Genomic DNA, 19512 nt, shown 5'->3' on the forward strand with positions numbered 1-19512 from the left:
GTGCGCATGATGCCGGCATCAATGATCTTGTTGGTGTCGGTGACCTTTTCGATCTCGTAATCAAGATCAAGCGCCCGTGCAGCCGCTTCGGCGTTTTTGGCCAGCGCCTGGCACTTTGCGCAACCACTGCCATAAATGCTGAGTTTCATCTTTGATCTCCTGTGATCAGAATGATTGAATATTGCCGTAAACAAAGCCCGAAATCGTCGCCATGACGACGACCAGCGCGCAGTAAACAAGCGTTTTCTGCGTGCCAATCACGGTGCGAATGACCAACATGTTGGGCAGCGACAAAGCAGGCCCGGCCAAAAGCAACGCCAAAGCCGGACCCTTGCCCATGCCCGCACCCATCAGGGCTTCGACAATCGGGATTTCTGTCAGGGTTGAGAAATACATGAACGCGCCCAGAACCGATGCCAACGCGGTCGAGGTCAGGGAATTATCGCCAACAGCGGCCTGCACCCACTCGTTGGGGATCAGGCCTTCATGGCCCGGTCGGCCCAGCAGCAGGCCGGCGATGAACACACCCATCACCAGAAGCGGCAAAATCTGTTTGGTGAAATCCCAGCTTTGATCGACCCACTCACGGTCCTGATCGCGCGTCAGCGCAATCATCATCAGGCCGATCACGCCAATGGCAAAGGCCAGTTGCGGATATTGCGGGAAAATCATGGCAGCAAGGATGACGATTGCCGCAAGACCCGCGACCTGTTTAACCGGCCAATTCCACTGCCAGATCAGAAGTCCGGCAAAGCCCGCCGCCAGAAGGGCGGTGGTGGTCCACTTAACATCATAAACCGCCATCCAGACGGGGCTGCCGGGGACAGAGGCCCAGTTGGCAAACACCAGAATGCCGACCATCAGACCAAAAAACGCAATGGTGATCGAAAGCGGTTTGCCGTCATCGTCGCCGCCAAAGCCGCGTTTGGATTTCTGGGCGCGATCATGTTCTTCGTGACGATAGATCAGATGCATGATCAGGCCGATGACGATGGCAAAGACAATCGCGCCAACCCCGCGCGCAAGGCCGATTTCAGCCCCCAATACCTTGGCCGTGACAACAATCGCCATGATATTGATCGCGGGCCCGGAATACAGAAACGCAATTGCCGGACCAAGCCCGGCACCGCGTTTGTAAATCCCGCCAAACAGTGGCAGTACCGTGCAGGAACAAACCGCCAGCAACGTGCCGGAGACGGATGCCACACCAAGTGCAACAGGGCGCGATGCATCCGGCCCGAGATAGCGCATTACAGATCCCTGACTGATGTAAACCGCCATCGCCCCGGCAATCACAAAGGCCGGAAGCAAACACAGGATGACATGTTCGCGGGCATACCAGTTGGTCAGATAGACGGCCTCAAGCACCGCATTGTCAAACCGCCCCGTGCCCGCAGGGATGAAATAGATCGTAAGGAAACCAAGCGAAATGGCGGCAAACAGCCGTCCTTCGCGGGGATTTTCACGATAAAGCGCGATCAGGCGATGAAGCATCGGACGGTCTCCATATGACCACGACGGGCGTTGTTGTTTTTAATCTATCCAGATTGGCCGACTATTACTTTGATACATCGCAACGTTGTGCACTGCCGCGACGCGGGGCAGGGCATCCCGCCATTTTCCGGATGTTCCCGATGATCACGGATCAGCCGGGGAAACATTCGAAGGCCGATTTCAACCAATCGTCGCAAATCTTCTGAGCACAAGAGGAAGTTTAGGGGACGCAGCCCAGTTCGTTTGACAGTGGCGGGAATGCGGACCTACCGTTTTGGTTGCACTGCGAATATCAAAAAACGCGCGGTGGGTTCGGTTCGGGCAGGGGTGCGGCGCAAGATCGCATGGACCCGGACATCAACAACAATCCTGACAAACCATATCAGGGAAGAGGAAACAGAATATGAGCAGTCCATCAAATCGTGGCGTTGTATTCAAGGGTCCGGGAAAAGTCGCAATTGAAAACATCGCGTTTCCGGAATTGGCGCTGGGCAATCGCAAATGCCACCATGGCGTCATCCTGAAAGTTATCACCACCAATATCTGTGGCAGTGACCAGCACATGGTGCGTGGCCGCACAACCGCGCCCGAGGGGCTCGTTCTTGGTCATGAAATCACCGGCGTGATTGTCGAAACCGGCCGGGATGTCGAGTTCCTTAAAGTCGGTGATGTGTGTTCCGTGCCGTTCAACATTGCCTGCGGGCGTTGCCGCAATTGCAAATCCGGCCTGACGGGCATTTGCCTGAATGTAAACCCGGCGCGTCCGGGGGCTGCTTATGGCTATGTCGATATGGGCGGCTGGGTCGGCGGGCAGGCCGAATATGTCATGGTGCCCTATGCCGACTTCAACCTTTTGAAATTCCCTGATGCCGATCAGGCGATGGAGAAAATCCGCGATCTGACGCTTCTGTCTGACATCTTCCCGACCGGCTTTCATGGCTGTGTCACGGCGGGCGTTGGTCCGGGCAGCACGGTTTATATCGCCGGCGCCGGTCCGGTTGGCCTTGCCGCCGCAGCATCCGCACACCTTTTGGGGGCGGCTTGTGTGATTGTCGGTGACATGATCGATGATCGCCTTGCACAGGCACGCAGCTTTGGCTGCGAAACCATCGATCTTAAAAAAGACATGCCGATGGAAGATCAGCTTGAGGCGATCCTGAATGATCGCGAAGTGGATTGCTTTGTCGATTGCGTTGGCTTTGAGGCCCATGGCTGTGGCTGCAACCACAATCACGAAGCCCCGGCAACCGTTCTGAACTCTGCCATGCAGGTCACCCGTGCCGGTGGTTCGATCGGCATTCCGGGACTTTATGTGACCGAGGATCCCGGTGCGGTCGATGATGCCGCCAAGGTGGGCGCACTTAGCATGCGGTTTGGTCTGGGCTGGGCAAAATCGCATTCCTTCCATACTGGTCAGTGCCCGGTAATGAAGTATCACCGCAACCTGATGCAGGCGATCCTGTTTGAAAAGATCGACATCGCCAAGGCGGTCAATGTGCAGATGATCAACCTTGATCAGGCACCAAAAGGCTATGCCGACTTTGACGGCGGGGCGGCGAAGAAATTCGTCATCGACCCGCATGGCAGTGTCGCTGCCTGACCCGGCATCCATCAAAACGCATCTCTGGCACCCCGGTCTTTGGCCGGGGTGTTTTGCATTCCCCTGAAACAAAATCGCTGGCAGCACGTTGCGTGGATGGTGCCGGATCAAAGTTGAATTCGGCCCGCCAAGTCGATTTTGATTTCAGGGGGACCCGATGGGTTCATGGATTGAACAACACGCGACCTTGCTTCAGGTCGGGGTTAGCATCGCAACATTGATGGTCTGGATTTTTTATGCGCAATTGCTGTTTCAAAGCTATCGCCGTGTCAGACGTCCGAAAATCGTCATCAACCAGATGCTTGGCAATTCGGACAAGGCGCGCTTTCTGATCAGCAATATGAGCCAGGAAGCCATTCATATCGACAAGGTGCTTGTCTGTATTGGCGATGAAACGCATCAGGTCTGTGAGCAGGTCACAGATAGCGACCCGGAAGTGGATTTCCAGACCGATCAGGGCAGCAAATCGGCCCATGCTGCGCGTCTTGACGAACTGACGGTGCAAGGCCCGCTTGAATCCGGCAGATGCATCGAACTGGGCGCGCTGCAAAACCTGATGCGGCGCATCACACATCAGGCCCGCGTCAGAGATAAGGAGACAAGCAATGATCCTGATAAAGCGGTGGGCGAAGGCAAGTGCCGCATCGAAATTATCGTCATTGCGGTCTATAGCTCGGAAAAGGGTGTGATTGGTGCCAGCCGGGCCTTTGTCTGTGATGAGGACGGGCAACTGCACCCGGAAATGGTTCAGACAACCCAGCATGCCGGCTTTTTCGCGCGCAGACGGATGGCGCGCCTGCATGCGCAATATGCCTGATCAGCTCAATCAATCGCCAAACGCAAACGGGCCCCACAAAGGGGCCCGAATTGTTTGTTCGATTGTGTGCCGATCAGGCCGCCGTCTTGGCATCCTCGGACTTGATGACCTTGTGGGTGTCCTCATTCATGCCAAGCTTCCAATAGCTTGAAATATAAAGATCATCCTTGCCAAGGCCGCGCTCCTCGCGGAAGTAGCTGCGCAGTTCCCGCATCGAGGTGAATTCGCACGCCGCCCAGACCGAAAGCCGACCGTCCGTATGCCAGGGGATGCGTTTGACCACATCGCTCAGCACCGTGTTCTGTTCACCCGGACGCGGATTGATCACCCATTCAATCGTGATGTTGTCGGGCTTTTTCAAATCCTGCATGTCGGCCTCGGACCGGACTTCGATCACGGCATAGCCGCGCGCGTTATCGGGCAGGGTTTCCAGATTGACCGATACGGCAGGCAGGGCCGTCATGTCACCGACAATCAGAAACCAGTCGGCGGTCGGATCAACAAGCTTCTTCGGGCCGGGCCCCCCGATGGTGATCACATCGCCGGGCTGGCAATTCACCGCCCAGTTTGACGCGGGGCCACCATGGTCATGACTGTCTGCGCCATTATCATCATCGCTATCATCACCGGCACCATGCATGACGAAATCGATATCGATCTCGCGGCCCTGATCGGTCATGCGGTCATGGCGCACGGTGTAGGTCCGGCGCAAAACGCGGCCTTTGTCGTCGCCTTCAATCGGAAACATCAGTTTGACATAGGCACTTTCCTGATCCTCGGGAAAGTCCTTCATGCCGTCACCGCCAAGGGTAACGCGCAGCATATTTGGGGTGACGTATCCCTTTCTGATCACGGTCAGATCGCGTGGGGAAGGTTTACTCATTTCTTCACTCCTTGGTCCTTTGGGCCATTGGCCGCAAAGTCCAGTTTCTTGCATTTGTGGGTTTCCAGATTGTCGGACATCAGATTGGCGATCTCGACAAAATCATGGATCTGCTGTGGCGTAAGGCCGCTGGTCATTCGGGATCTGACTTCTTTTTCGACAGCGCGGAAGTCTTCCATTTTTGCGCTGCCGGCGGCCGTCAAATGCAGGGTTTGGCTCCGTCGATCTTCGGGGTGTGGGCGGCGTTCAATCAGCCCGTCATTTTCAAGTTCTTTCAAAAGCCGCGTGATCCGGCCTTTGTCCTGACCGGATTTTTCGGCCATTTGCTGGGCGGTGATACCGGGGATTTTGACAATCCATTTCATCACCCGCTTGTGCGAAATCGGCATCGGCATGCTTGCAGCCTGCATCGCATGCATCAGTCTGCGTTTGTAGGCATGCACCAGCCGATGCAGGGTTTCACCCGGAACGTGGACCTGATCTTCTTCGGTCATGGCAATTGTTTCTTCCTCACAGGCCAGCCGGGCTGGCAATCAAGCCGGAACGAAGGGCATGGCGGCGTCCTTCGCAAATGATGGCGGAAATAACGGCCGAGCCACTGGCGACAAGCATGATGGTCGCAAGGTCAAAGCCGCCACCGGTGCCAATCAGAATGGCGGCAAGGGCCGCACCAACCGACTGGCCGGTCAGGCGCGCGGTCGACAAAAGCCCGCTTGCCCCGCCAGAACGTTCACGCGGCGCACTGGTCAGCATCAGGCGGTTATTGGGTGCCTGAAACAGACCAAATCCCGCCCCGCACAGGGCAAGGGCGGCAATGATCGGCGCCAAGCCACCGGCGTCGGCGGCAAGTGTTGTGCCATACAGCCCGATGGCAAACACCGCCATGCCAATCCCGGTCAGACGGATTGGCGAAAACCTGTCGGCCAACCGCCCGGCAATCGGGGCAATGATCGCGGTCGCCACGGGCCATGGCGTCATCAAAAGACCGGTCATGGTGGCACTTTGTCCCAACACATCGTGGAAATAGAACGGCAGGGTGACGAACGCAATCATCTGCGCACAAAAACCGGTGATCGATGACCCGATGGAGCAGGCAAAGACCGGTATTTTCAACAGATCAAGCGGCAGCATCGGGCGCGTGCGCGACAATTGGCGATGCACTAGAAAGACACCGGCAATAAACGATACGGCAAATTGTGCACCAATCAGGATCGGGTTGCTTTCAATGCCCATATTGCCAAGCGCCGCGACCAACCCGCCAAAGGTCAGAACATTTAAAAACGCACTGATGAAATCAAACCGTGCCCGGCTTGGCGTATTGAACGGCAGGCTGAAATAGCCAATCACAACCGCCAGAACCGACATCGGCAGATTGATCAAAAACAGCCAGTGCCAACTGGCAACCGCCATGATGGCGGATGCAATGCTGGGTCCGGCGGCGGCCGACACCGATACCGTCATCGCGATCCAGCCAATCGCCTGACCAAGTTTCGCATGCGGGAAGACATGGCGCATGATGGCGGCATTGATGCTCATGATCGCAGCCGCCCCAAGGCCCTGCAACACGCGCGCTGCGGTCAGAAGCTCGATCGTTGGGGCCATGGCACACAGGGCGGATGCCACCCCGAACAGGGCAACACCACTCAGATAAACCTTGCGAAACCCGATGGCTTCACCAAGGGCTGCAAACGGCAACAAGGCCACCACGATGGCCAACTGATACGCCGTAATCACCCAGATCGCGTGTGCGGGTGTTGCGCCCTGATCATGGGCGATGGCGGGCAGGGCGACATTCATGATCGTGCCATCAAGCACCGCCATCATGATCGTGATCAAAAGGGCGAGGGCCGCATAAATGCGCCGTGGCCCCGGCAACCCATCGGGATGCACTTCGGGGGATATCTTGAGACGTTGGATATGAGGGATCGGCATGGGGCAGTCTCTTTATCAAATGGTGTGCGCGAAGGGGGCTTGGTTTCAGGCACGGCATTTCGCCTTGGTATCGCGTCAGCAAAGCGTGGGGCGCTTGTGAGGTGCAGATGCGATCCGTAATTGGTTGACATTATCAACTATATAAAAATGGTTGATCATGTCAACTATCTTTTTGACCTGCCCTTAAAGCTAGTATGTCTCCCGCGTGAGGATGCTATGATTGCGTGAGGAACAGGGAGGATAAACGATGAAAACAGTTCTGATGATTGCCGCAGCCTTGCCGTTTGCACTCGGCCTGGCGGTTATGCCGGAACCGTCAAACGCGCAGCCGGTGATTGTGGATCAGGCGATTGCGCATGGCGGCGGATGTCGCAAAAGCTCCCCACCCGGTCAGTGCTGCCATATGGATCGCAAGGCGGGCACGGTTCATTGCCACTAGGTGGGCAGGCTTAGCGCCCGGATCGCTGGGTTATTTCACCCGGTACACGTCATAGAAAATGTGTTTCTTGTCGGCGAAATCTTCGTGGTTGGGCAGATAGGGCATCGGGTCTGAATGGGAAATCAGCTCCCATTTTTTGGCCTTGGTGGTGGCATGGATCGCCTTGATGAAGGCATCATCATAAAGATCGGTGCGCTGGGTAAAGCAGACAATCCCGCCGCGCTTCACAACCCGGCAGAATTCCGAAAACAGCTGCTTGATTTCGCGCACATAGGTCAGTGTGCCGATGCACTGAACGGCCGCAAAGCCGTTGTCGCCAAAGGCCAGTGTCTGGTTCATGTCGCGTTTCTTAAGGTGTCGATAAACGCCCTTGGCCTCGGCCGCCTGCAGGGATTCCAGCGACAAATCAATGCCGGTGATATCACGATATCCGGCCTTGGAAAGCTCCAAACCCGTCAATCCGGTGCCACACCCGGCATCCAGAACCGGTGCGTCGAACGGCACCCCGTGCTCAACCATGATGGCCGCCGCCCGCTTGGGCGCGTCATAACCCATCTTGGGCAAATCCGCGTCATAGCTTTCAGCCCACTTGTCGTAATAGGCGGCAAGGGCTTCTGGCCCGGCGTCTGTCATGCGCGTCAGATCAGATGCGCTATCGGAAATATCCGTACCTCTGGAATTGCCATTACTGGCACCCGTCATGGCTCACCTGGCTGTTTGTGCTTTGGAGAAATTGATCAATAACGGGATAATAAAACTATTTTGCGACCTTTTTCCAGTTATCGTTGAATTTTTGTTTCTCGAAAGTGCTCTTCAAATTCACTGATTATTCCACTGCAAGTGTTTAGTACTCGGCGTTCCACTCTCGATTCATACAGTCTGATCGCACGCGAAATACTTTCGAGATAACTTTGAGAGAAAAGATTCTTTTTGTCGTCATCGGGATACTCATCGCACTCGGAAACTACTCCAACAAATGTCAAAAACGCCTCTTGTTCCGAGGCGGGAAGTGAACGGCTTAACTGAACCAGTCGTCTGCAGCCGTAAATTAGTTCTATTCGATTTGACTGCATCATGCGGCAAACACGAACGATTTCAGATCTAACTGCTAAGTTTTGTATAAGGCTATCTGACGGGTTCGTTCCGAGAGAGTTTAAAAAGTCGGCGCACAGGCTTGGGCTTATGCTGTCATTCGTATCTGGTGTCGCTAGAAACTGAAAGATTTCCTCTAGCTGTCTAGAAAATATCGCTTCTAACTCGATACCTTTTTGGCAGTATATTAGGCTCGCCCAGTTCTTCAGTTCTGGTGCCGAAATATAACCTCTTAGGTGGCGCATCAAAACGGTTTGCACTGCGACCAATTCGACTACAACTGATTTGCCGCTGTAGTCCGAATTATATCCGGTTAGCCGTTCTGAAAGTTCCTCGAGCGGTTCAGTCAGCCAAATTAAACTGCTCAGATTGTGTTGATCCTTTTTTTGCACGTTTGTCTCCCGCGTTCGTTTCCTTGAATTTAGAGAAGAATACTTGGACCTGCACAATAAAAGCTATCTGTGAACCAAACATCCTGTCAGCAAATACCCGCCCGTCGGTGCTTCCCAGTCAACCATCTCGCCAAGGCAGTAAGTGCCGGGGCGTTTGATGAGTTGGAAATTTTCGTCGAGTTCTTCCCATGCGACACCGCCTGCGGTGCTGATGGCCTCGTCCAGTGGACGGGGCTTTTTGATATGAAGCGTGAGGTTCTTGATGGCGGTGGCGAGGGCTGTCAGGTCGTTCAGGGTTTCGCGCGGGGTGACTTCGAAAATCAGGGCTGTTTTGGTGGCATCAAGGCCGAGGGTTTTGCGCAAATGGTTGCCCAGCGAGTTTTTGCCGCGTGGCTTTGACAGGCGCGTGGTGACGTCAGCCAGCGTGCGGTCGGGGCAGAGGTCGAGTGCGAGGATGCCAACCCCGGTTTCAAGCCACTGATCGCGCAACGTTGCCGAGATGGCGTAAACCGCGCTGCCTTCGATCCCGGTTTTGGAAATGACGAACTCGCCGCGCACGGTTTGATCCCCACAGGTCAGTATCACGGCCTTGACCGGGGAGCCTGCGCATTTGTCGGTCAGATGGTCGGTCCAGTCGATTTCAAAGCCGCAATTGGCCGGTTTGAACGGGTTGCACTTGATCCCGGCGTTAAGCAGGATTTCCATCCATTTGCCATCTGATCCCAGTCGTTTCCAACTGCCGCCGCCAAGGGCCAGAATGGTGATGTCGGCGGTGGCGGTAACTTCGCCATCCGGCGTTCTGAACACCGCCTGATCGGCGTCGTTCCAGCCGGTCCAGTAATGGCGGTACTGGATGGTGCAGCCCAGACCATCAAGTCGCCTAAGCCAGGCGCGCAAAAGCGGGCTTGCCTTCATCGCGGTCGGGAACACCCGGCCTGAGGAGCCGACAAAGGTTTCAACACCCAAGCCCGCACACCATTGCCGGATTTGATTGGGCCCGAATTTGCGCAGATGTGGTTCAAGCCGTGCGCGCGATGTGCCATAGCGGGTCAGAAAGGTTTCAAGATCTTCGCTGTGCGTAATGTTCAGCCCCGATTTCCCGGCCATGAGCAACTTGCGCCCGGCACTTTGCATGCCCTCAAAAATCGTTACCGCATAGCCATCACCCGCCAACCGTTCGGCCGCCATCAGACCAGCCGGACCGGCACCGATCACCATGGCGGTTTTGCCATTCGGGGCAGGGCGGGTGTGCGGCGCATTGGGTGTTGAGCTTGGCATGTGCGGCCTTTGGTGAGGGTTGATATCGGCTGGTTTTAGCGGCTTTGGGCCTTATTGGCAATTTGTCAGGCGTCCGATGGTAGGATGCAGGCGGGTTCGTGGTACTTGACCGCACAGAGCTCGCTGTTTACCACTGCCATCTTGTAACGCCACCACCAGCCCATCAGGACCACACCCATGATTACCGGAACCTGGCACACGCCAACCGATGAAGAACTTCTGCGCATTCGCGAGATGATGGAAGATGCGCAGTTTTATGACGCGATTGCGCGTGTGCCCGATGATGCCCTGAGCGCGGCACTGGCGGGATCAAAGGACACGGCACTTTGGGTGTTTCGCGTTGATCAAAAAGCGGTTGCCTATGTCTATATGACCGAGATGGCGACACACCTGCCCAAGGTCGATGAGTTTGGCGTGTTTGAACGCGGGCAGGGCTTTGGCAAGGCAGCTTTATCAAGCCTTGCTGCCAAAATTGCGCAAACGCCCGACTATGAAAAGCTGTGGCTGAATGTTGTGGATGGCAATGACAATGCGCTTAATCTGTATCGCAAGGTCGGGTTTGGCGAGGAAAAGTTCATTGCCAAGGGCTGGCAAACGCGGTCCGGCCGGGTGGTCGATCAGGTGCGCATGTGGCTAACACTTGATACGTTGCGCGGCCAGGCTTCCTGACGCTTGGACCCTATCGATTATCAGTGCGAAACCGGGCCGGGGATACCCCGGCCTTTTTGGTGAAGAAGCGCGAAAAATATCCTGCATCGCGAAAGCCCAGTTCGTCGGCGATCTGTTGAATGGCGATGTCGGTATAGATCAGGGTCCGCTTGGCTTCCAGCATCAGGCGGTTTTGCACCACCTCGCTTGCGGTCATGCCATAGATGTCCTTGGCAATGCGGTTAAGCTGGGTGGTGGTGACGCCGATTTCACGGGCATAGAAATCAAGCGATTTGTGCTGCTTGTAAAACGTTTCGACCAGCGTTTGAAACTTGCGGAATTTTTCGGCCTTTTGTTCCTGGCGCGACAAGCGTGCCGAATGATCCTGCGGCACGGTGCGCCCGATGCCAAGCAACAGCAATCCCAGAATATGACGAAGCGCAAACAGCCGCCCGGTATTGTGGCTGTAATATTCGACGGCGAGTTGCGATATCAGGAAATCGGTCGGGCTGTTGGCATCGCCAGAGGATGACCGCGTATCAACGCAGATCGCCTGATCAAGCCGGGCGAGGAGTTTTGGCGCGGGGGCAAGGATTTCCTGCAGGTGATAGTCGGTCAGTGAAATCACCCAGCCATCAATATCATCACTGAATTTAAAGCCATGGACAGTGCCGGGCGGTACCGTAATCAGCTGGCCTGCCTGCATGGTCAGATTTTGGTCATCAAAGCTGATCTCGGCCGTGCCATGGGTAATGTAAAGCAGCTGAAACAGGTTAGTATGGCGGTGCGGTTTGATGTGCAGGTCATGCAGGCGCGATCGTTCCGGGATGCTTTCAAGGTGAAAGAATTCCGGTTCGGTGACCGGTTGCGGATCGGATGCGGGGATATTTTCCAGATCATAGCCATCACGTGCGCGGGGGCTGCTTGCCGCATCGCGTTCGCCGTAAAGCTTATAGATCGGGATGGTGTTGCGCATGGATGCCTTGATCTTGGGTCGCCGCATGGTGGGTTGTTGGTGGTAGTTTAGCGTGTTTTGGGACCGACCAAAAGAAAAGCCCGCCAAATTGACGGGCGGGCTTTTCCGAGTTCTGTGATCGTCGCTAATTGCCAAGCAGCGTTGGCACAAACAACGTTAATATCGGCGCAAAGATCAGAAGCAGAATACGGATGATCTCAGCCCCGAAGAACGGCATCACACCGCGGAAGGTCTGGCTCATCGGGACACCCTTGGCGAGTGCGTTGATGATAAACACATTCAGCCCCACCGGTGGCGTAATCAGCCCCAATTCCACGACAATGAGTGCGAGGATCCCGAACCAGATCTTCAGATCCTCGGTCCCCATGCCATAGGCCGCGGTTGCCGCCGTCGCCCAGTCGCCGCCATTGATATCAACAAGGGCTGGCCAGAAGAACGGGATGACCACGACAATCATCGACAGGCTTTCCATGAAGCAGCCCAGAAGGATCAGGGCAAGCAGCATGAGAACCATGACAAGCCACGGATCAAAGCCGCTGGTGGCAGCGGCTTCGGCCATATAGGCCGGAAGGTTGGCACGGCTAAAGAAGCCCTTGAGGATTTCCGCCCCCAGAAGGATGAAGAAAATCATCGAGGATGTGATGGCGGTGTCTTTAAGCGACTGGCGCAAACCCTTCCAGGTCAGACCGCCTTTGCCGCGAATGCGCATATAGACGCCGTAAACCAAGATCGCAAACACGCCCACGCCGGCCGCCGGTGTCGGGGTAAACAGACCCGCACCGAGCCCCAGAATGATCGAGCCAAAGATCACCATCACCGGGATCAGGCGCAGCAATGCTTCCTTGCGCTCGGCGGCCGGCATCGGTTCGGGTTTCGGGGCCAGTGACGGGTTGAGGCGCACCTGAATGGCAATCACCGCCATAAAGAACAGAACCGCAATCAAGCCCGGAATGATGGCGGCCTGAAACATCTGAATGATCGATGCCTCAACCGTGACGGCGTAAATCACCAGCGCCACCGATGGCGGGATCAGAATGCCAAGTGTCCCGCCCGCAGCCAGCGTACCGGTTGCCAGACGCGGCGAATATTTCAGGCGATCAAGTTCGGGCAGGGCGACCTTGCCCATGGTTGATGCGGTCGCAAGGGATGATCCGCATACCGCGCCAAAACCGGCACACGCGCCGATGGCCGCCATTGCAACGCCACCGCGGAAACGGCCGAGGATGGCATTTACGCCCTGAAACAGATCGCGCGACAGGTTGGCCTGACTTGCGAGGTATCCCATCAGAACAAACAGCGGCACGACCGACAGTTCGTAGTTCGACACAATCCCGTACAGCAGGGATTTGAACTGCTGCAAATAAGGATCAAAGCGCAGGAACGGGAAAAACAGGCTGAGCACATAGTTGCCGCCGATGCCGACCCCGACCATGGCGAGGCCGACGGGCACGCGCAGTGCCAGGATCACAAAGAGAAGGGCAAGGCCACCAAGGCCGATCAATTCACGTTCAGACATCGGCCTCTCTCTCGAAAATCTGGTTTCCGGCAATTGCCGCCCACAGGAACATCGCAATGATGCCCGGGACATAGAACGGCCAGATCGGCCAGCCCAGAATTGCCGAAAGGGTATTGTCACTGCGCACTTCGATCAGGCCATTGACCATCATGTACCCCAGGAACAGCGCAAGTGCGGTCATCAGAACGGACGACAGGGTATCGACCATCCGCGCAAACCAGTCGGGAAACATCTTGATGAAGACATCCACTGCGACATGGCCGCGATGTGCCTGACAATAGGGGAAAAACATCAACGCCGCCGAACTGACGATCATGCTGACAAAGTCCTCATAGCCGATAATGGCCGGGACATTGGCATCAAACAGCCGGGCGATCTTGTCGAGACCAAAGGCGGTCACGTTTACGATCGTAACAATCGAGATCAGCAGGGCAAGCATGCCACCGGCAACAGCAAGCCACGAAGCGGCCTTGTAGAGCACGTTTTTCATATCTCTAACATTCTTGCGGGAACAGAGGGTCACGTATCGTCATGATACGTGACCCCACAAGATTTACCAGCAACGTCGGGATGTTACTTGGTGTGGCTCTGAACAGCGGCCTTGGCATCTTCGACAAGTTTCGCGCCATCGATGCCGTTGGATTTGGCTTCTTCGATCCAGCGATCAACGACCGATGCGGATGCATCGTCAAAGGTTGCCTTTTCAGCAGCGGTGATCTGAACGACCTGGCCTTTGCCTTCGTTGACCATGCGCTTGCCGACTTCTTCAACGCCGTTAAACACGTCACCGATTTCAGCAGCAAAATCACGGCCGGAGTTACGGTCGATGATTTCTTTCAGGTCGTCAGGCAGGCTCTCATACCGGTCCTTGTTCATCGCAAACAGGAAGGTCGAGGTACCAAAGCGTGAATTTACGCCTTCGCCTTCAACAGAATAGGAAATCAGTTCAGCCAGTTTCAGCGGCGGAACAACTTCGAACGGCACCAGGCCGCCATCAACCACGCCAAGCGACATGGCCTGCGGCAGGGCCGGAACCGGCATGCCAACGGGTTCTGCACCCCAGGACTCAATTACCCAGGAACCGGTACGGGTCGGGGTGCGCAGCTTCAGGCCCTTGACGTCATCAACCGTGCGGACTTCCTTGCTGGTCAGGTGGATTGCCTGACCGGCGTGCACGTGAACGGCAAGCGGGTGAATGTCAGTAAGGTCTTCGGCATATTCATCACGAAGATCCCACATCGCAAGGTTGGTTGCGCGTGCATCGCCAAGGTGAACACCCGGAAGTTCAAACACTTCAAGGCGCGGGAATACGCCCGGGGTATAACCCGGAAGGGTCCAGACGATGTCGGCAACGCCGTCGCGGACCTGACGATACAGTTCCGGCGGATTACCACCCAGTGACATGGACGGGAAGATTTCAAACTTGATACGGCCGTTTGATTCTTCTTCGATTTTCTTGGCCCACGGTTCAATCATTTTCGACTGGGCCGGTGCTTTCGGACCCAGGAAATGGTGGACGGTCAGGGTGACTTCCTGTGCGTGTGCGCCGAACGACACCATCGTCGCGACAGCTGCACCGGCAAGCAATTTGGTGATCTGTTTCATTCTCTTCCTCCTTTGAACGTCTTGTCGCGTTCATTGCGCTGACAAACGTTCAGCCACGATGCGCATCTAGCGTGCGAAGTTTTCCAAGAGTTCTTTTTGTTATTGTTTTTGTTCTTCTTTTTATCACATGACTTGCGTTTGGCGCATTTCAGCCATGTCGAATTAAAGGCAATCTAATCGGTACGTGATGGTTATGTATAATGATATGTAAGCACATATCCATAACCAAATGATTATCCTTTCGCCCCTGCCTGGGCACTGTGATGACGTTGTGCTTCTTCGCGAACAGCATTGATCAGCATTTCAACCGGCGGCGAAATTGGCGAATCAATTCTGGTCGTCAGGCCAACGGGACCAAAGGTATCGCTGGTATCGATCGGCAGTTCGACCAGATGCCCTTCGGCAATGTCGGATGCCACAGCCCCGTTCGAAATGATCCAGATCGCATCGGTTTCGCGCGTAAAAGCGCGCCCGAAAGATGTCGAAACGGTTTCGATACGGTCGGGGATCGCACCAATGCCATGCGCAATCAGCATCTTGTCGACCGTGGGGTGAATAATCGCATGTTTGGGCGGCACCAGAACGGTGAATTCGCGAATGCGGGTAATGTCCGGGTTCTTGTCGGCCAGCAACGGATGGCCCGGCCGCGCAACCAGCGAGATATGCTCGGAATATAAATGTATGAACGACAATCCCGACATCTGATCGGGTTCGGCCAGTCGTCCGACCACCAGATCAAGTTCACCCACGCGTAATTGCCCCATCAACATCACGTTCGGACCGGCCACGACCTTGACCGTGGTATCGGGGCTAAGTGTTTTGAAATGGCGGATGGCATTGGGCATCACACTGGCAGCCACCGTTGGCAGAACCCCAAGATTGATCGACAGCCCGCCTTGCATGCGCACCTGACTGATGCTGTCGACACCTTGGCGAAGCGCCGTAACACTTGCCCCGGCATAGCGCAGGAAAACCTTGCCGAAATCGGTCAGGGTGACACCGCGCTTTGATCGGTCAAACAGCCGCGCATCAAGATGTTCTTCAAGCTCGCGAATGGTTTTGGAAACAGCGGGTTGGGTAATCGAAAGCGTATCGGCGGCCTTGACGACACTGCGTTGACGCGCGACCTCAAGAAAGCAGGTCAGATGGCGGAATTTAATGCGTTGATCAAGCATGGGTGCCCTATACATCAACAGTTTAGAATGTTCTTATAGCTGGTTCATGCATAATTATATAGTTATGCAAATTACGCAATTCCTCATTTTACATAACCAAAACCATCTGCGAATGTGAGGGCAAACAAGCAGGGTGGAAACGATAATGAGTCTGCAAGTCGCCCCGGTCAACGGGACACACATTCATTACAGCCAGTCAGGCCCGAAAAGCGGCCCGGCACTGGTCTTTGCAAATTCTCTGGGGACGGATCTTCGCATCTGGGATGATGTCGTTGATGCGCTTTCCTCAACGTTCAACATCGTTACCTATGACAAACGCGGGCATGGCCTGTCGGGTATTGGTGATGCGCCTTATGATGTCGCGCTGCATGCCAATGATCTGATCGGGTTGCTTGATTACCTTGGCATTGATCAGGTGATCATTTGCGGTTTGTCTGTTGGCGGTCTGATCGCCCAGAAAGTCACCGAACTGGTGCTAAACCGCGTGCGGGGTCTGATCCTGTGTGATACCGCCGCCAAGCTTGGCGATTATGACAGCTGGAACACCCGGATCGAGGCGATCAAGGCCGACGGGATTGCATCCATGGGCGATGCGATCATGGAACGCTGGCTGTCGCCGACCTTCCGCAAGGAACGGGTTCTCGAAACCGCGATGTATCGCGACATGCTGGTGCGCACCACGGTTGAGGGTTACGTCGGAACCTGTATTGCGCTGCGCGATGGTGATCTGCGCGATGCGTCGGGAAAAATTGCTGTGCCGACATTATGTATCTGTGGATCGGAAGATCTGGCAACGCCGCCCGATGTGGTGCGCGCCATGGCATCAATGATCCCCAATGCCGAATTCGAATTGATTGACGGGGTCGGGCATCTGCCATGCATCGAAACCCCGGAATTGCTGACCCGGTTGATCGACCGATTTACCAAGGAGAAGAACCTTGTCTGAGAGCCGGTATGACGTTGGCATGAAAACACGCCGTTCCGTCCTGGGCGATGCACATGTGGATCGCGCCACCCAAAAAATTACGGAAATCGACGAAGGTTTTCAGCGCTATATCACCGAGAATGTCTGGAATGGTGTCTGGACAAGCGACGCCTTCACCAAGCGTGAACGTTCCATCGTGACCATCGCGCTGCTTGCAGGGCTTGGTCACGAAGAAGAACTTGCCATGCATATTCGCGCCACACTCAATACCGGGGCAACACGCGACGATATCCGTGAAACCCTGATGCATGTTGCGGTATATGCCGGCGTTCCCGCCGCCAATACGGCCTTCCGCATTGCCAAACAAACCTATGCCGAGATCGACGCGGCATCTGACGCGTCACCCAAGGGAGAGTAAGCCTCATGTCCACCTTTAAACCGCGTGACTGGGGCTCCCACGCCCCCTATATCGCACCCGGTTACAAATCGACCCTGTTGCGTGGTCCGACCAAGGCACCACTTGCCATCAAATCGGGCCTGACCGAGGGCACCGGTCCTCGTTTTGCCCCGGCAAGCGTGCGTGAGCTTGATTTCGATCTGACCAAGAACGGCGTCGTCAATGGCGAGCCGCTTGGCGAACGCATTGTTGTGCATGGTCGGGTGATGGATACCGATGGTCGTCCGCAGCCCAATATCCTGGTCGAGGTCTGGCAGGCGAACGCAGCAGGCCGTTACGTGCACAAGGTCGATCAGCATGACGCGCCGCTGGACCCGAACTTCCGCGGGTCAGGTCGTTGCTTTACCGATGATCAGGGCAATTACAAATTCTATACCATCAAGCCGGGCGCCTATCCGTGGGGCAACCACTTCAATGCGTGGCGTCCGAACCATATTCACCTGTCGTTGTTTGGTCCGGGCTTTGCCACCCGTCTTGTGACCCAGATGTATTTCCCGGGTGATCCGCTGCTTGACCTTGACCCGATTTTCCTCGGGACTGAGGACGCAGCGGCCCGTGAACGGCTGATTGCCAAATTCTCGATCGATAGGACCGAGGAAGGCTTTGCCCTTGGTTATCAGTTCGACATTGTCCTGCGTGGACGCAACGGCACCCCGATGGAGAATTAAGTCATGGCTTATGGTGAAACCCCTTCACAGACGGTTGGTCCGTATTTCGCCTATGGCTTGACCGCAGGCCAGTACGCATACGACTTTACCGACATCGCCGATCCGACCGTTGCCGGTCCGGATGCCAAGGGCGAACATATCCGCATCACCGGTACTGTCTTTGATGGCGACGGCAACCCGGTCAACGATGCGATGATCGAAATCTGGCAGGCCGATGCCGACGGCAATTACAACGAAAAGCCGATTGATGTGTCCGAGACCGGTTTCCGCGGGCTTGGCCGTTGCGGTACCGGCACGGATGCCAAGCTGCGCTTTTGGTTTGATACGGTAAAGCCGGGTGTTGTTGCCGACGCCGAAGCACCGTTTGTCAACGTCATCGTCTTTATGCGCGGCATGCTGGTTCACGCCTTTACCCGTTTTTACTTCGACGATGAGGCGGATCTGAATGCCAAGGACCCTGTTTTGCAGTCGGTGCCAGCAGATCGTCGCGACACCCTGATTGCCAAACGTGTCGAAACCCCGACGGGGATTGAATACCGGATCGATATTCACATGCAGGGGGACGCGGAAACCGTGTTCTTCGACGTGTAAGTCGATCTGGCCCGATGGCTGCGTCGGCTGCTTTGGGGAAAGCCGGCGGTCGCAGCCATCGACCTCATTTCTCGCACTCGTAATTTTTTGGATTGATACCACAGGAGTTTTGCCGTGGTTGCACGTTTCATGTCGCTTAAAGAAGCAGTCGCATCCTGCGTTAAGGATGGCGACACCATCTCGATGGAAGGCTTTACCCATCTGATCCCGCACGCCGCAGGGCACGAGATTATCCGTCAGGGCATCAAGAACCTGACCTTGGTCCGCATGACGCCTGATGTGATCTATGATCAGTTGATCGGGGCCGGTTGTGCCAAGAAGCTGATCTTTTCCTGGGGCGGTAACCCGGGTGTTGGCTCGTTGCACCGTCTGCGCGATGCCTATGAAAAAAGCTGGCCGACCAAGCTTGAGATCGAAGAACACAGCCACGCGGCGATGGCCAATGCCTATGACGCGGGTGCAGCTGGCCTGCCTTGCGCAGTATTCAAGGGCTATCGCGGGGCGGAATTGCCGCGTGTGAACCCGAACATCAAGTTCATCGAATGCCCGTTCACTGGTGAAAGCCTGGCGGCTGTTCCAGCGATCCGCCCGGATGTCACCGTGGTGCATGCCCAGAAAGCCAACAAAAAGGGCGACGTCCTGTTTGAAGGCATTGTCGGTGTGCAGAAAGAAGCCGTTCTGGCCGCGAAAAAATCCATCATCACGGTTGAAGAGATCGTTGATGATTTCGGCGATATTTCGCCAAATGCCGTCATGCTGCCGAACTGGGCGGTGACCGCGATTGTTGAAGTGCCGGGTGGGGCGCACCCGTCCTACGCCCAAGGATATTATAAGCGCGACAACGCGTTCTATAAGGCATGGGATCCGATTGCACGTGATCGCGAAACGTTCCAGGCCTGGCTCGAAGAGCATGTCATTAATGGCGGTCCCGAAGATTTCGCGGCCAAGCGTGAAGCAAACAAAGGCTAAGCGGAGGAAAAATCATGGTTGAATATACCCCGACTGAAATGATGACGGTATCCGC

Annotated in this window: 22 protein-coding genes; 9 read left to right on the forward strand and 13 right to left on the reverse strand. The window is 55.5% G+C overall.

Translation table 11 applies throughout. From position 1 onward, the window contains the following. On the reverse strand, window positions 1-149 hold a 149-nt coding region (locus B3Z49_RS02760; RefSeq protein WP_296988126.1), incomplete at its 3' end, for a thioredoxin family protein. A 16-nt stretch (window positions 150-165) separates the two neighbouring features. Then, on the reverse strand, window positions 166-1494 hold the full coding sequence (locus B3Z49_RS02765; RefSeq protein ID WP_296988092.1) for a permease: 1329 nt from the start codon (window positions 1492-1494) through the stop codon (window positions 166-168). Between the two features lie 403 nt (window positions 1495-1897). Here B3Z49_RS02765 and fdhA point away from each other — a divergent pair, with 403 nt between their 5' ends. Further along, window positions 1898-3094, forward strand: a complete 1197-nt coding sequence (gene fdhA / locus B3Z49_RS02770) for a formaldehyde dehydrogenase, glutathione-independent (RefSeq protein WP_008891913.1) — start codon at window positions 1898-1900, stop codon at window positions 3092-3094. Window positions 3095-3251: 157 nt separating this feature from the next. Beyond that, window positions 3252-3911 carry a hypothetical protein gene (locus tag B3Z49_RS02775; protein WP_296988094.1) on the forward strand — a complete coding sequence of 220 codons (660 nt, stop codon included), beginning with the start codon at window positions 3252-3254 and terminating at the stop codon, window positions 3909-3911. A gap of 73 nt (window positions 3912-3984) precedes the next feature. Here B3Z49_RS02775 and B3Z49_RS02780 read toward each other — a convergent pair whose 3' ends face one another. The 3 genes from B3Z49_RS02780 to B3Z49_RS02790 are packed head-to-tail and all read right to left on the reverse strand — an operon-like array spanning window position 3985 to window position 6726. Beyond that, window positions 3985-4794, reverse strand: coding sequence for a siderophore-interacting protein (locus B3Z49_RS02780; RefSeq protein ID WP_296988095.1), 810 nt, complete (start codon window positions 4792-4794; stop codon window positions 3985-3987). Continuing rightward, window positions 4791-5288 carry a MarR family winged helix-turn-helix transcriptional regulator gene (locus B3Z49_RS02785; RefSeq protein ID WP_287445121.1) on the reverse strand — a complete coding sequence of 166 codons (498 nt, stop codon included), beginning with the start codon at window positions 5286-5288 and terminating at the stop codon, window positions 4791-4793. The genes B3Z49_RS02780 and B3Z49_RS02785 overlap by 4 nt, the downstream gene beginning before the upstream one ends. 16 nt (window positions 5289-5304) lie before the next feature. Continuing rightward, a complete protein-coding gene (locus B3Z49_RS02790; protein WP_296988096.1) occupies window positions 5305-6726 on the reverse strand; it encodes an MFS transporter in 1422 nt (473 codons plus the stop codon). A 247-nt stretch (window positions 6727-6973) separates the two neighbouring features. Between B3Z49_RS02790 and B3Z49_RS02795 the strand changes: the two genes are divergently transcribed. Next, entirely contained in the window at window positions 6974-7165 is a 192-nt protein-coding gene (locus B3Z49_RS02795; protein ID WP_296988098.1) for a hypothetical protein, read from the forward strand. Between the two features lie 30 nt (window positions 7166-7195). On the opposite strand, the gene B3Z49_RS02800 is transcribed toward B3Z49_RS02795, so the two are convergent. The 3 genes from B3Z49_RS02800 to B3Z49_RS02810 form a co-directional block, all read right to left on the reverse strand. Further along, window positions 7196-7867 carry a class I SAM-dependent DNA methyltransferase gene (locus B3Z49_RS02800; protein WP_296988099.1) on the reverse strand — a complete coding sequence of 224 codons (672 nt, stop codon included), beginning with the start codon at window positions 7865-7867 and terminating at the stop codon, window positions 7196-7198. Between the two features lie 77 nt (window positions 7868-7944). Then, complete coding sequence (locus tag B3Z49_RS02805) at window positions 7945-8649, reverse strand: hypothetical protein (RefSeq protein WP_296988100.1); 705 nt, start codon at window positions 8647-8649, stop codon at window positions 7945-7947. Window positions 8650-8712: 63 nt separating this feature from the next. After that, window positions 8713-9927 carry a TIGR03862 family flavoprotein gene (locus B3Z49_RS02810; RefSeq protein WP_296988102.1) on the reverse strand — a complete coding sequence of 405 codons (1215 nt, stop codon included), beginning with the start codon at window positions 9925-9927 and terminating at the stop codon, window positions 8713-8715. A gap of 177 nt (window positions 9928-10104) precedes the next feature. Here B3Z49_RS02810 and B3Z49_RS02815 point away from each other — a divergent pair, with 177 nt between their 5' ends. After that, entirely contained in the window at window positions 10105-10596 is a 492-nt protein-coding gene (locus tag B3Z49_RS02815) for a GNAT family N-acetyltransferase (RefSeq protein ID WP_296988104.1), read from the forward strand. 10 nt (window positions 10597-10606) lie between these two features. Here B3Z49_RS02815 and B3Z49_RS02820 read toward each other — a convergent pair whose 3' ends face one another. From B3Z49_RS02820 to pcaQ, 5 genes are all read right to left on the reverse strand, one after another. Then, window positions 10607-11551 (reverse strand): helix-turn-helix domain-containing protein, encoded by a 945-nt coding sequence (locus tag B3Z49_RS02820; protein WP_296988105.1) that lies wholly within the window; start codon window positions 11549-11551, stop codon window positions 10607-10609. A 124-nt stretch (window positions 11552-11675) separates the two neighbouring features. Continuing rightward, window positions 11676-13067, reverse strand: coding sequence for a TRAP transporter large permease (locus B3Z49_RS02825; protein ID WP_063086895.1), 1392 nt, complete (start codon window positions 13065-13067; stop codon window positions 11676-11678). Beyond that, a complete protein-coding gene (locus B3Z49_RS02830; protein WP_008891901.1) occupies window positions 13060-13557 on the reverse strand; it encodes a TRAP transporter small permease in 498 nt (165 codons plus the stop codon). The genes B3Z49_RS02825 and B3Z49_RS02830 overlap by 8 nt, the downstream gene beginning before the upstream one ends. 83 nt (window positions 13558-13640) lie before the next feature. After that, window positions 13641-14672 carry a TRAP transporter substrate-binding protein gene (locus tag B3Z49_RS02835; RefSeq protein WP_063086897.1) on the reverse strand — a complete coding sequence of 344 codons (1032 nt, stop codon included), beginning with the start codon at window positions 14670-14672 and terminating at the stop codon, window positions 13641-13643. A gap of 233 nt (window positions 14673-14905) precedes the next feature. After that, the gene (pcaQ, locus tag B3Z49_RS02840; protein ID WP_008891899.1) at window positions 14906-15847 is read right to left on the reverse strand and encodes a pca operon transcription factor PcaQ; all 942 of its coding nucleotides are present in this window, start codon (window positions 15845-15847) and stop codon (window positions 14906-14908) included. 145 nt (window positions 15848-15992) lie between these two features. On the opposite strand from pcaQ, the gene pcaD reads away from it, so the two are divergent. From pcaD to B3Z49_RS02865, 5 genes are all read left to right on the forward strand, one after another. Further along, window positions 15993-16793 carry a 3-oxoadipate enol-lactonase gene (gene pcaD / locus B3Z49_RS02845; protein ID WP_296988107.1) on the forward strand — a complete coding sequence of 267 codons (801 nt, stop codon included), beginning with the start codon at window positions 15993-15995 and terminating at the stop codon, window positions 16791-16793. Next, complete coding sequence (pcaC, locus tag B3Z49_RS02850) at window positions 16786-17190, forward strand: 4-carboxymuconolactone decarboxylase (RefSeq protein WP_008891897.1); 405 nt, start codon at window positions 16786-16788, stop codon at window positions 17188-17190. The genes pcaD and pcaC overlap by 8 nt, the downstream gene beginning before the upstream one ends. Before the next feature lie 5 nt (window positions 17191-17195). Beyond that, window positions 17196-17897 carry a protocatechuate 3,4-dioxygenase subunit beta gene (gene pcaH / locus B3Z49_RS02855; protein WP_296988109.1) on the forward strand — a complete coding sequence of 234 codons (702 nt, stop codon included), beginning with the start codon at window positions 17196-17198 and terminating at the stop codon, window positions 17895-17897. 3 nt (window positions 17898-17900) lie between these two features. Beyond that, a complete protein-coding gene (gene pcaG, locus B3Z49_RS02860) occupies window positions 17901-18488 on the forward strand; it encodes a protocatechuate 3,4-dioxygenase subunit alpha (RefSeq protein WP_296988111.1) in 588 nt (195 codons plus the stop codon). 114 nt (window positions 18489-18602) lie between these two features. Further along, complete coding sequence (locus B3Z49_RS02865) at window positions 18603-19457, forward strand: CoA transferase subunit A (RefSeq protein ID WP_008891894.1); 855 nt, start codon at window positions 18603-18605, stop codon at window positions 19455-19457. The last annotated feature ends 55 nt before the right edge of the window (window positions 19458-19512 follow it).

This window comes from Thalassospira sp. UBA1131 (assembly GCF_002311515.1).
GTDB lineage: Bacteria > Pseudomonadota > Alphaproteobacteria > Rhodospirillales > Thalassospiraceae > Thalassospira.

What these genes read in the sequence shown, in the direction of transcription:
- B3Z49_RS02835 (WP_063086897.1), bottom strand. Translation starts at nt 14,672, where the DNA reads ATGAAACAGATCACCAAATTGCTTGCCGGTGCAGCTGTCGCGACGATG.
- B3Z49_RS02785 (WP_287445121.1), bottom strand. Translation starts at nt 5,288, where the DNA reads ATGACCGAAGAAGATCAGGTCCACGTTCCGGGTGAAACCCTGCATCGG.
- B3Z49_RS02810 (WP_296988102.1), bottom strand. Translation starts at nt 9,927, where the DNA reads ATGCCAAGCTCAACACCCAATGCGCCGCACACCCGCCCTGCCCCGAAT.
- B3Z49_RS02825 (WP_063086895.1), bottom strand. Translation starts at nt 13,067, where the DNA reads ATGTCTGAACGTGAATTGATCGGCCTTGGTGGCCTTGCCCTTCTCTTT.
- pcaH (WP_296988109.1), top strand. Translation starts at nt 17,196, where the DNA reads ATGTCCACCTTTAAACCGCGTGACTGGGGCTCCCACGCCCCCTATATC.
- fdhA (WP_008891913.1), top strand. Translation starts at nt 1,898, where the DNA reads ATGAGCAGTCCATCAAATCGTGGCGTTGTATTCAAGGGTCCGGGAAAA.
- pcaD (WP_296988107.1), top strand. Translation starts at nt 15,993, where the DNA reads ATGAGTCTGCAAGTCGCCCCGGTCAACGGGACACACATTCATTACAGC.
- B3Z49_RS02800 (WP_296988099.1), bottom strand. Translation starts at nt 7,867, where the DNA reads ATGACGGGTGCCAGTAATGGCAATTCCAGAGGTACGGATATTTCCGAT.
- B3Z49_RS02790 (WP_296988096.1), bottom strand. Translation starts at nt 6,726, where the DNA reads ATGCCGATCCCTCATATCCAACGTCTCAAGATATCCCCCGAAGTGCAT.
- pcaG (WP_296988111.1), top strand. Translation starts at nt 17,901, where the DNA reads ATGGCTTATGGTGAAACCCCTTCACAGACGGTTGGTCCGTATTTCGCC.
- B3Z49_RS02830 (WP_008891901.1), bottom strand. Translation starts at nt 13,557, where the DNA reads ATGAAAAACGTGCTCTACAAGGCCGCTTCGTGGCTTGCTGTTGCCGGT.
- B3Z49_RS02775 (WP_296988094.1), top strand. Translation starts at nt 3,252, where the DNA reads ATGGGTTCATGGATTGAACAACACGCGACCTTGCTTCAGGTCGGGGTT.
- B3Z49_RS02815 (WP_296988104.1), top strand. Translation starts at nt 10,105, where the DNA reads ATGATTACCGGAACCTGGCACACGCCAACCGATGAAGAACTTCTGCGC.
- pcaQ (WP_008891899.1), bottom strand. Translation starts at nt 15,847, where the DNA reads ATGCTTGATCAACGCATTAAATTCCGCCATCTGACCTGCTTTCTTGAG.
- B3Z49_RS02765 (WP_296988092.1), bottom strand. Translation starts at nt 1,494, where the DNA reads ATGCTTCATCGCCTGATCGCGCTTTATCGTGAAAATCCCCGCGAAGGA.
- B3Z49_RS02780 (WP_296988095.1), bottom strand. Translation starts at nt 4,794, where the DNA reads ATGAGTAAACCTTCCCCACGCGATCTGACCGTGATCAGAAAGGGATAC.
- B3Z49_RS02795 (WP_296988098.1), top strand. Translation starts at nt 6,974, where the DNA reads ATGAAAACAGTTCTGATGATTGCCGCAGCCTTGCCGTTTGCACTCGGC.
- B3Z49_RS02820 (WP_296988105.1), bottom strand. Translation starts at nt 11,551, where the DNA reads ATGCGCAACACCATCCCGATCTATAAGCTTTACGGCGAACGCGATGCG.